Genomic DNA, 10,230 nt, shown 5'->3' with positions numbered 1-10,230 from the left:
AAACATTACATTTTCTGATCCAGATTCTTTCCTTTCTCCACGTGTTCAAAATTGGGAAGGAATCTTTTAAGTGCAGTCACGATATCAGACTTATGGCAATCCGGAAGGGCAAAGAGGGACTCCAGCTCATCAAAGAAGGAATCCAATTCAGACAAAGGACGTTTACTGACATCCTCAATCACACCCAAAGAAGAAAAACGTTCCAGGTTCAACCGCTCACCGGGCACATAGAACTCTTCGTAGCCTTTCTCACCCGTGGTATCACTTTCAAAATAAACAACAGGATATATCTTGCTGTCATCCGGCATTTCGGCAGCATATCTTCTGGCTTCTTCATCTGTAGCACACTCTTTCTTTTCATAGCCCAGAGTACGGAGGAAACGGTCACAGATAGAAGAAAAAGTGATCATCTTTTCCTCACCTAACTTTGGAAAGAAAATCTCTCCGTTATTCCCAAGAATACAGGCAAGCATACAGATCTGACCGCTTTCCTCAGGTGAAACGAAATAACGTTTCACGTCATTGGGGGCAACCAAAGGCTGTTTCTTCATGATACGGTCAATAAAACCGGCCAATAAAGAGCCGTTAGAAAAGGCAACATTGGCAAAGCGGGCAGTAGTGACCTTAAATTTAGAGGAGTAGGCCATTATCATATCTTCCATGATACGTTTACTGGCACCCATTATATTCACAGGATTGGCAGCCTTATCCGTAGAAACACAAAAGAAATGACGGGGAGGAAATTCCGATAACAGATCAAGCAGTTTCTTGGCTTTGATTACATTATTCTCAATCAAGGCCTGTACAGAATATTCGTCTTTCTCACTCCGTACATGCTTGTGTGCCGAAAAATTGGCTACAATATCAAAACCCTGCTCCTTACGGAACATCCGCTCGAAGATGGGATCTGCAAAGTTCAAGGTATAAGTACGATACTCTTCCGGAATATGCAGCCCATAAGTGGAACGCAAATCACGGGTAAGTTCGGCCAATCCATTCTCGTTTAAATCGATCACAACAAGTTTAGAAGGCTTAAAAGGAAGAATGGCTTTTATATAGGAAGAACCGATAGAACCGGCACCGCCAATTACCAATAAACTCTTACCTTCAACCTCCTGGCGAAGACGATCACTGTTTGCTGCAATATCGGGAGCAAACATGCTGGAACGACGAAAAGTAATATTATCGCCGATAAAAAAATTGAGATCAAGCATATTAGTTTTATAACTGATTATAAAACCCAAAAGAATCTAATTCTATCAAGTTATATTTAAAAAAAGTATCTAAGTAGGTCTTGAATTTATCATAATTTACATAATATAGATAAGTTAAATATATTATTTGAGATGAAGACAATACCCTGTTATCACTTAATGAAAAAATATAGTCAAACTGATATAAATTAGCACATTCACGCACATTATATTCAATACCAGCTTTTCTTTCATTAACATATTTATCATACTCATGTATATTTATATAATTATGAGTTTCATCCCCGTTTAAAGCCATCTTAGAAATACCTGTTAACTCGTAAGGGGCCCAATCTGCTCCCGGATAATAATTTAAATGCCGACAAAGGTCATTAAATATAATATTATTTCCTTGAGTATTTAACGCCTCTTCTTTTGCTATAATTCTTGACACCTCAACAGCCTTAAACCACGACTTCTGGTAATCTAATAAAATAGAAATTGAGGATAAAAAAGAACCTGCTAACAAACAAGAGAGTAATATTCTACGTATTTTCTCAGAAGAACATATTAAATTTATAGCAAAGTATATAGTTACAGAAAAAGGCAGAAGATACAATGACTGGAATCTTGAATTTACAGATAATATACAAGGTAACCCCCTACCAATCAACAAAGAAGGCAACACTGCTGAAAACGAAATTAAAAGAGGTAATAAAATAATCCACCGAGAATAACGCCTACTGGCTTTAACCTCCTCATTATTCAAGCTTTTCCCGATGAAATAAACGATAGAGCCTAAAATTAAGAATAAAATAAAATAAAGAGAACTATTGTATAAACTGAATATATTATAGAAATAATCAGCAATAGATTGAATAAAAAATTGAATCGAAGGCAATATAGCATTTCCTAAACTAGTAAATGACACTTTATAATAATTTGCATGATTATTCTGAGGCATCAGAAACAACGAACGAATAATCCAAAAAAATAAAGGAATTATAAAAAAATCAAGATATTTGAGTATATTTCCCCAAATACTACAATTATATTTTTTATCACTCAACAAAATTATACTAAGAACAACAAAGCATGGGATAGCTAAAATAGCCTGATACCATATAAAAAGACTAACTAAAAAAAGTATAAAGCTTAACAGTCGGTAACATATCCTCCTTTCAAATAAATATTTATTAAAAAAATAACATCCAATATAAAAAAACAGAGATAAACATCCATACAGCCCACATACCATTGTTATTTTAGTTGAAAACAAAGGTGAAGTAGAAACTAATAAAAGAATATAAAAAATTTCATTCTTTTTTAAAGAATATTGATTCAGCAAAAAATAGCTAATAATAAGTAAAAAGAATCCAGTAAGAAAAGATAGAGCTCTATAAAGATAAGGTAAAATATTCCAATTTGTAACACTATTAAACAAATTATAAACATATAGAGAAGCATATCCACCATTTTCTTGATACAACTCACGAACATGTCCTTTGTCAGGGCTTAAGTAAACCCAATCATCCCACCATAGTCCATTCATAAATAGCATAAAAACATTTGCCATTATATAGAATATAATAGGAACTAGCAAAGTTTTATCAATACATTTTATCTGATTTTTCATTTTATCACGTTTTGTATAGAATAAATATCATCTATTGCCAATTCATAAAACAACGGCAACCTCACCAAACAATCTGCAAACCGATCGCAATTCGGTAACTCCCTCCCATCATGCTTATCTTTATAAAATTCACTACTATGTAGACTCAAATAATGAAAAACCGCAAGAATATTGTTTTCTTTTAAGTGTTTTATCAAAGCCGACCGTTCTTCCAAATTATTACATACCAAATAGAACATATGCGCATTATTTGTAGCATATAGAGGAAGATTAGGCAATCTAAATAATCCTTTCTCTGCCAAAGGTTTCAAATAGTGATAATAACCATTCCATAACTCTTTTCTTTTATCTTGAATCATATCAAGATTCTCTAGTTGCGCATACAAGAAAGCGGCAATAATTTCAGATGGCAAAAATGAAGAACCCGTATCCACCCAACCATATTTATTCACCTCTCCACGAAAAAATTCAGCACGGTTAGTGCCCTTCTCCCATATTATTTCCGCACGACGAATAAAACGTTCATCATTAATAACCAACATTCCTCCTTCACCTGAAATTATATTTTTAGTTTCATGAAAAGAGAAAGCAGCCATATGCCCAATTCCTCCTAGTGGTCTACCTTTGTAAAAAGAATCAATGGCCTGAGCTGCATCTTCTACAACCAAAAGACTATGTCGGACAGCAATATCCATAATCTTGTCCATATCACAAGCTACTCCGGCATAATGAACGGGAACAATCACTTTTGTCCTAGGAGTAATCAACGCTTCTATAGTATCAGCATCAATATTGGGATTATCAGTACAACTATCCGCAAAAACAATTTTCGCCCCTTGTCTAACAAATGCCAATGCTGAAGACACAAACGTATAAGAAGGTACTATCACTTCATCTCCCGGTTGAATATCACAAAGAATAGCGGCCATTTCAAGGGCATCAGTACAAGAAGTAGTTAATAAACACTTCTTAAAACCATAACGAATTTCAAAGAAAGATTGACATTTCTTTGTAAACATACCATTCCCTGAAATTTTTCCAGAAAATACGGCTTGATACATATAGTGTGCTTCCTTACCTGTCAGATAAGGTTTATTAAAAGGTATCATATAAAAAATTTAAATATTATTCACCTATTCTACACCCACGATAAAGGATACTACTTATATATTCGGGATAACCATTTTCCTTCATACAAGTCACAATGCTATCAATATCATAAGGAACTCTAATCACCTCAAATGCACCTTTCTCGAAAAGAAGATAACTGGCAGTATTTATATAATCTCGGGGTTGCCCTACAGATCCACTATTTGCATAGCAAACATCACCTAAAAACTTTATTTCCGGAATATGAGAATGTGCTGTAACAAGATGTGAAACCCCCAAAGCACTTTTACTGAATCCTATCTCCACTTTAGTATTAAAATATTCATCAATAGGGTCATTAGGGCCACCATGCATACACCAAAAAGAATGTGATTCCAACGAAAGATGAAAACTTAAAGGCAAAGTACGTAGAAAATATAAATTAGTGATTGATATAAAAGATAATTGACTTTTTAAGATAGAAGTACAAGTCTTAGAACGTGTAATCTTCCCTTCATTATAACATAGAGCATAATCATGATTACCCATCAAACATGGAATATGATTATCTCTTATAAAAGAAATAACTTCATTAATCTGACAGTAATATCCAACTAAATCTCCCAAACAATAGATTTCTGATATTCCTCTACTTTTTATATCAGCCCAAACGGCTTGTAAAGCAGGAAAGTTTCCATGAATATCACTGATAAAAGCAATTTTACCCATAAATATAATCATCAATATATCTTACGGATTTTATAAACTTCTTTTCATTGGGGAAGTATTTTCGTACCCCCAAATAATAACACAAACACATAAATGGTTCATTATATCCCGCACTAGTCCTTATAGAGCATGAACTAGATATTCGAGGATTTATTTCAAGTAAATACAATTGTTCTCCCTCCCGCCTTAATTGGATATTGGTTGGCCCAACAGGCCTAAGGATCTTACAAAGATCAGAAACATAGTTCATTATCGCAGAATCCTCCAATATGACTTCCGCCTTATCTGTAGCTCCGCTTTGGGCTAATTTTCGTTTTAATATAATATAGTCCCAGTATTCTCCTCGACCATCACCAAAAATAGAAATAGTATATTCCGTTTCCATTGAACCCACTATTCTTTGAAATATATTATTATCTTGCTGAGAATTATAATATTCAAAGTCTTTAAGAGAATATATCTTATGTATTCCTTTTGAAGCATATGATTGACGAGGTTTTAAGAGGAAAGGAGAGCCTAATTGAGTCACACATTTCTCATAGGAAACATTAAAAAGTGTAGGAATCAAATTAAGTTCCGTATGTGATTGCATATACTCAAAAGTTTGAAGCTTATCTTTAGATATAGATATTAATAATTCATTATTGAGTACAACTTTACATTTTATGTGATCCTTAAGATCATTCATTCGGTACATATCCTGCTCAATACCTGGAATAATTAAATCTATTTGTTCTTTTTCTATCAAAGTATTTAAAAAAGTAAGATAACAGTCTGAGTCAGCTCTTTCCGCAATGTAAAATTTATCGCAAATAAATTGTCCATATGCATCATGATAGATATCCATACCAACAATATATATATCTAGATCTTCAATACGACGAAGAGAATTAATTATACCATACCCAATAATGGCTCCCACTCCTGTAACTAATATATTCATATAATTAAGATTTAATAAATGAAACCAAACATTCCTTTAATTGGCAAGAATCAATAACATCTTGAAAAGTCCTTGATGATTCTGGAATATAATAATGAAGAGCTTCTTTATCCAGATATTCAACTTTTCCTCTATAATCACCTTTTGCCTCTATCAACAAATTTACTAACTCCTTAAGAGTAAGTAATGGCTTAATTATAATATCATGAAAGCCTAAGATCCGGTGATTTACAGCAAACAAAATAACATCACACACATTGATAACAGAGATATAGGAACGAGGATGATCGTTTAAAGAGTATACTCCCAATGAAGCATTTGAATTAATAGAATCCACGATATAATGGAAGCCTTTCTGTGAAGAACGACTTAAACCATTTATATCAATTATCTGAGCAAACCTCAAAACACAAATATTGGAATAATTAACAGTATAATAACGAATGACTTCCTCTGACAAATATTTCGAATAGTTATAAACATTAGAATATTTATTTTCAGCCAATGCAGACAAACTAGACAGAAAAATAATTTGATTAACTTTTTTAGAAAAATACTCAAGAGTATTGGTGACTATTTGAACATTCACTAATGATTCCGGCAATGAATCAGCATATACAACTGCTGCTACTACAACGACATCAAATGATAAAGTATCAAACTTTTCTTTATATTGAGAATACTGAGACAAATCAATCACAATATTTCCATTCTGACGGGAAGCAGTTGTCACGGAATACTCTTTCGCCTGTAATATATCATACAAATAACGACCTACAAATCCACTAGCACCTAATAATAAGATATTCATCAATAAATCTCCCGAATTATATATGTAGGACGATTTTTCGTTTGGGTAAAAATCCGGTCTATATATAGGCCAATAACCCCCAAAGAAAAAACAATAATACCTAATGAAAAAAGTATTAAAACAAATAAAGAAGTAAATCCTAATAAAACAATATCAGGATTAAACACACGATAAATAATAAAACCAATCCCCCAAATAAAACTAAGGGTTGTAATCAAAAAACCGACATTCAGCAAAACAATCAATGGATAAGAGGAAAAAGACGTTATTGCCTGAAAAGTCAATGCAATTCTCTTTTTTAATGTATAGGTACTTTTACCCTCCCGCAACCCCTTAGTCACGATAAGAGGTACTTGATTGAATCCAACCCATTGATACATACCTGCAAGAAATAAGGATTTATCTCCCAATTTCAATAGTGAATCTATATATTTGCGATTCATCAAATTTTCCGTAAGTACATTTTTAGGCATCTGAATACCGCTTATTTTATTAAATATACTATAAAATAGTGCCCCTCCCAATCTTTCTACTATATGTCCTTTTCTTACTTCTTGAATACCATAAACGACATCAATATTTGTTCCTGATTTCATTCGATTCATGAAATTAACCAAGCATAATGGAGAAACCTCTAAATCACAATCAATCGTAAATATATATTCTCCTTTTGAAATAGATAAGCCAGCCCAAAGTGCGTAATGATGTCCAAAATTTCGACTCAAGTCAACAACTACAATGTTTGGATATTCCTCCTTAAGTTCAAGAGCTTTTTCCAAAGAGTTATCGGGAGATCCATCATTGACCATAATTATCTCACAATTCACACACTCAAGCTCAGAAAAAGCCCTTTCACATAATTGTACAAACCGTTCTAAATAGTTGGCAGATTTATATAAAGTTGTAACTACAGAAATAAATGTCTGCATAAACTTGAAAATTAAAGGTTAAAACGTTTATCCGATTGATAGATCAAATACCCACTTCTATCACTACTACACTCTATATTCTTCAAATTTTCATCTGTAATATCAGCCCTTACTATTTCAGGATATTTAGAAGCGTTCATAATTACATTTCGTAAATATTCTGTCTCTTTTGAAAGGAAATAAACACCAGAACAATGAGATTCATTCATAATGGGTTTATCAAAAATACCTAACGAAACCTTTATAGTAGCAGCTAAAAAGTCATAGCCTGTACTCAGCTGGACCAAATCGGAGCCAATGAAATCTCCACCCATTCTTGCGCCAATCTCAATAATGAAAATCTGACCATCATCAGTTATTTTTAATTCAGAATGAGAAGCACCGTATTGAATATGTAATGCGGTTAAAGATTCCAAGACAATCTTACGTATTTCATTCTGTAAAGACTCAGATAACAGGGAAGGCTGATGATGCTCTAGTTCAACAAAAAAAGGAGCTCCCGTAGTGATCTTATCCGTAACAGCCAAAACATAGTGGCATCCATCAAAAGAAATAGACTCGACACTTACCTCACGTCCGCCAATATATTCTTCAATAATGGCTGTGTGAGTAAATGATTCACTACAAGCCCTTTCAACAGCCATTGCAACACTTTCTCTTGAATAAACTTTCTCAACGCCACGACTTCCAGAACGATCAGTTGGTTTGACTATTAAAGGATAAGAAAAATGAGCTATATCATATTCTTGAATAGTAGCCAAACAAAAACGTGGTGAGGGTAATTGATTTTTAGAGAAGCATTGTCTCATGAAATACTTATCCGTCGTTATTAAAGAATATTCCTCTGGATTAGATACCAGTCCTAGTCTCTTTGCCACATAGTTAACTGTAATAACTGCTACATCCGATGCTATTGTCATAACACCATCCACTCCAATCTCTCGACAAACAGATAATATTCTCTCCTTTTCAAGAATCGATATTGGATAAAAATAATCAGCATATTCTGCACAAACAGCTCCCTCCTCCCAAGAAAAGCAATGTACTTCTAGCCCTAATTTATGTGCTTTTAGAACGGCAGGTAATTGAAGATAACTCCCTCCAATAATTGCTATTTTCTTTCTCATATTAAAATTTTACAGTTACAACAATACCAATTGCTATTATAATTAACCCTAGTACCTTTCCAATTGTAAAGGTTTCACCTAGTAAGAATACTCCTACAAGGAAAACAATTGCGGGAGACAAGCTCATAAAAGGATAAGCATAAGTGATCTCAAATTTAGTCATTGCAGCCATCCAAAAAAGAGAAGCAATAAAAGCTGAAATAAACCCGACAAAAATGAAAGGGTCAAAAACCAATTTGATTAAAGTGAGTAATTTATCAGAAAGCATTGTGTCAGGAAGCGTAAAATGAAGCATAGAAAGTCTCCATTTCAATAATATCTGACCAAAGACAGTAAATAAAATAGTACCAAAAATATATAAATATCCTATCATGCTTTCGTTGCAATTTCTTCTATTACTTTCAGCAAATATTGACCATATTGATTTTTTAACATCGGTTGTGCCAATACTTTCATCTTCTCGGAAGAAATCCAACCTTGTCTCAAGGCAATTCCCTCTAAACAAGCAATTTTCAGTCCTTGACGTTTTTCTATCACTTCGATAAAAGTGCTCGCTTCAGACAGAGAGTCATGCGTACCTGTATCCAACCAAGCAAAGCCACGCCCTAATAATTTGACCTTCAGTTCCTGATCTAACAAAAACTGTTGATTAACAGTAGTTATTTCTAATTCTCCACGAGGGGAAGGTTTGATATTTTCGGCTATCTCCACCACTTTATTAGGATAGAAATAAAGTCCTACAACAGCATAATGTGATTTAGGTATTTGAGGCTTTTCTTCAATACTGAGTACATTTCCCTCCTGATCAAACTCTGCAACGCCATAACGTTCAGGATCACTTACCCAATAGCCAAAAACGGTTGCTTTGTTTTCTGATTCAGCAGAATGAACCGCTTCACGCAACATGCGCGTAAAACCTTGCCCATAAAAAATATTATCTCCTAAAACTAAACAAACAGAATCACTGCCAATAAACTTCTCTCCAATAATAAATGCTTGTGCTAAACCATCAGGAGAAGGCTGCTCTGCATACTCAAAATGTACTCCAAAATCAGAACCATCACCCAGTAAACGTTGAAAACCCGGTAAGTCATGAGGAGTAGAAATAATTAGTATTTCTCGTATCCCAGCTAACATAAGTACAGAGATGGGATAATAAATCATGGGTTTATCGAAAATTGGAAGAAGTTGCTTACTTACTCCTTTAGTAATAGGATATAAACGTGTACCAGATCCCCCAGCTAAAACAATGCCTTTCATAAGTCAAATAAATAAAAAAATAGAATTATTCTATTCCATTTCACTATAAGGATATGGATTCTCTTCCAAAGTTCTCAAATTATTGATTGCCTCTTTTTTATCTTCAGAAAGTTCTTTATCTTTCCAACTTTCTATGATAGTATGCGCCTCTTTCGCCAACTCCTCTTCAAATACCTCACCATAACAATAAGTCAACAATTGGCATTTCAATAAAGTAGCAGGAAGTTGCTCAAGCACATCCCAACAACGATTGAGAACAACTTGCTTTTTCTCCTCCTTGTCACCCTGATTATAGATGGTTGCATTGTAACCCATCAATAATGCCAGACAGATGTTTGCCTCCTCTTCGGGAGTAGCACCGCGCTGAGGATACAACGCATCGGATTGTTCTAAAACTTCTTTGTTCAACTGACGGAAATGATCGGTATAAATAGGAGCACCATCCACACCTAAATAGAGTAACTCGTGCGCGAGACTCTGTAATTGTTCAATTTGAGAAGTGAGTGTATTCAT

General features: G+C 34.0%; 11 protein-coding genes. All 11 read right to left on the bottom strand.

Going from position 1 to position 10,230, the window contains the following annotated elements:
• Positions 1 to 5 precede the first annotated feature (5 nt).
• From G7Y45_RS11300 to G7Y45_RS11250, 11 genes are read right to left on the bottom strand one after another with little or no spacing between them, the layout of a single operon-like run.
• The gene (locus G7Y45_RS11300) at positions 6 to 1,214 is read right to left on the bottom strand and encodes a UDP-N-acetylglucosamine 4,6-dehydratase (protein ID WP_209377322.1); all 1,209 of its coding nucleotides are present in this window, start codon (positions 1,212 to 1,214) and stop codon (positions 6 to 8) included.
• A 7-nt stretch (positions 1,215 to 1,221) separates the two neighbouring features.
• On the bottom strand, positions 1,222 to 2,829 hold the full coding sequence (locus G7Y45_RS11295) for a hypothetical protein (protein WP_165015501.1): 1,608 nt from the start codon (positions 2,827 to 2,829) through the stop codon (positions 1,222 to 1,224).
• Complete coding sequence (gene rffA / locus G7Y45_RS11290) at positions 2,826 to 3,938, bottom strand: dTDP-4-amino-4,6-dideoxygalactose transaminase (RefSeq protein ID WP_165015498.1); 1,113 nt, start codon at positions 3,936 to 3,938, stop codon at positions 2,826 to 2,828. Before rffA ends, G7Y45_RS11295 begins: the two co-directional genes overlap by 4 nt.
• Positions 3,939 to 3,954: 16 nt before the next feature.
• Complete coding sequence (locus tag G7Y45_RS11285; protein WP_158236810.1) at positions 3,955 to 4,647, bottom strand: metallophosphoesterase; 693 nt, start codon at positions 4,645 to 4,647, stop codon at positions 3,955 to 3,957.
• Positions 4,640 to 5,590: an ATP-grasp domain-containing protein gene (locus G7Y45_RS11280; protein WP_009292078.1), complete on the bottom strand. Its 951-nt coding sequence runs from the start codon at positions 5,588 to 5,590 to the stop codon at positions 4,640 to 4,642. The genes G7Y45_RS11285 and G7Y45_RS11280 overlap by 8 nt, the downstream gene beginning before the upstream one ends.
• A gap of 4 nt (positions 5,591 to 5,594) precedes the next feature.
• The gene (locus tag G7Y45_RS11275; RefSeq protein WP_165015495.1) at positions 5,595 to 6,401 is read right to left on the bottom strand and encodes an NAD(P)-dependent oxidoreductase; all 807 of its coding nucleotides are present in this window, start codon (positions 6,399 to 6,401) and stop codon (positions 5,595 to 5,597) included.
• On the bottom strand, positions 6,401 to 7,330 hold the full coding sequence (locus G7Y45_RS11270; protein ID WP_165015492.1) for a glycosyltransferase family 2 protein: 930 nt from the start codon (positions 7,328 to 7,330) through the stop codon (positions 6,401 to 6,403). The genes G7Y45_RS11275 and G7Y45_RS11270 overlap by 1 nt, the downstream gene beginning before the upstream one ends.
• 11 nt (positions 7,331 to 7,341) lie before the next feature.
• Positions 7,342 to 8,457, bottom strand: coding sequence for an acetyl-CoA carboxylase biotin carboxylase subunit family protein (locus tag G7Y45_RS11265; protein WP_009292075.1), 1,116 nt, complete (start codon positions 8,455 to 8,457; stop codon positions 7,342 to 7,344).
• A 1-nt stretch (position 8,458) separates the two neighbouring features.
• Positions 8,459 to 8,830, bottom strand: coding sequence for an EamA family transporter (locus G7Y45_RS11260; RefSeq protein ID WP_009292074.1), 372 nt, complete (start codon positions 8,828 to 8,830; stop codon positions 8,459 to 8,461).
• Positions 8,827 to 9,717 (bottom strand): glucose-1-phosphate thymidylyltransferase RfbA, encoded by an 891-nt coding sequence (gene rfbA, locus G7Y45_RS11255; protein ID WP_165015489.1) that lies wholly within the window; start codon positions 9,715 to 9,717, stop codon positions 8,827 to 8,829. The genes G7Y45_RS11260 and rfbA overlap by 4 nt, the downstream gene beginning before the upstream one ends.
• Before the next feature lie 30 nt (positions 9,718 to 9,747).
• On the bottom strand, positions 9,748 to 10,230 hold the full coding sequence (locus G7Y45_RS11250) for a UpxZ family transcription anti-terminator antagonist (protein WP_032530583.1): 483 nt from the start codon (positions 10,228 to 10,230) through the stop codon (positions 9,748 to 9,750).

The sequence above is a fragment of the Bacteroides sp. ZJ-18 genome (assembly GCF_011038705.2).
Classification (GTDB): Bacteria; Bacteroidota; Bacteroidia; order Bacteroidales; family Bacteroidaceae; genus Bacteroides; species Bacteroides hominis.
Note: the sequence above shows the minus strand (reverse complement) of the source record. Positions and strands in the feature narration are given on the sequence as shown.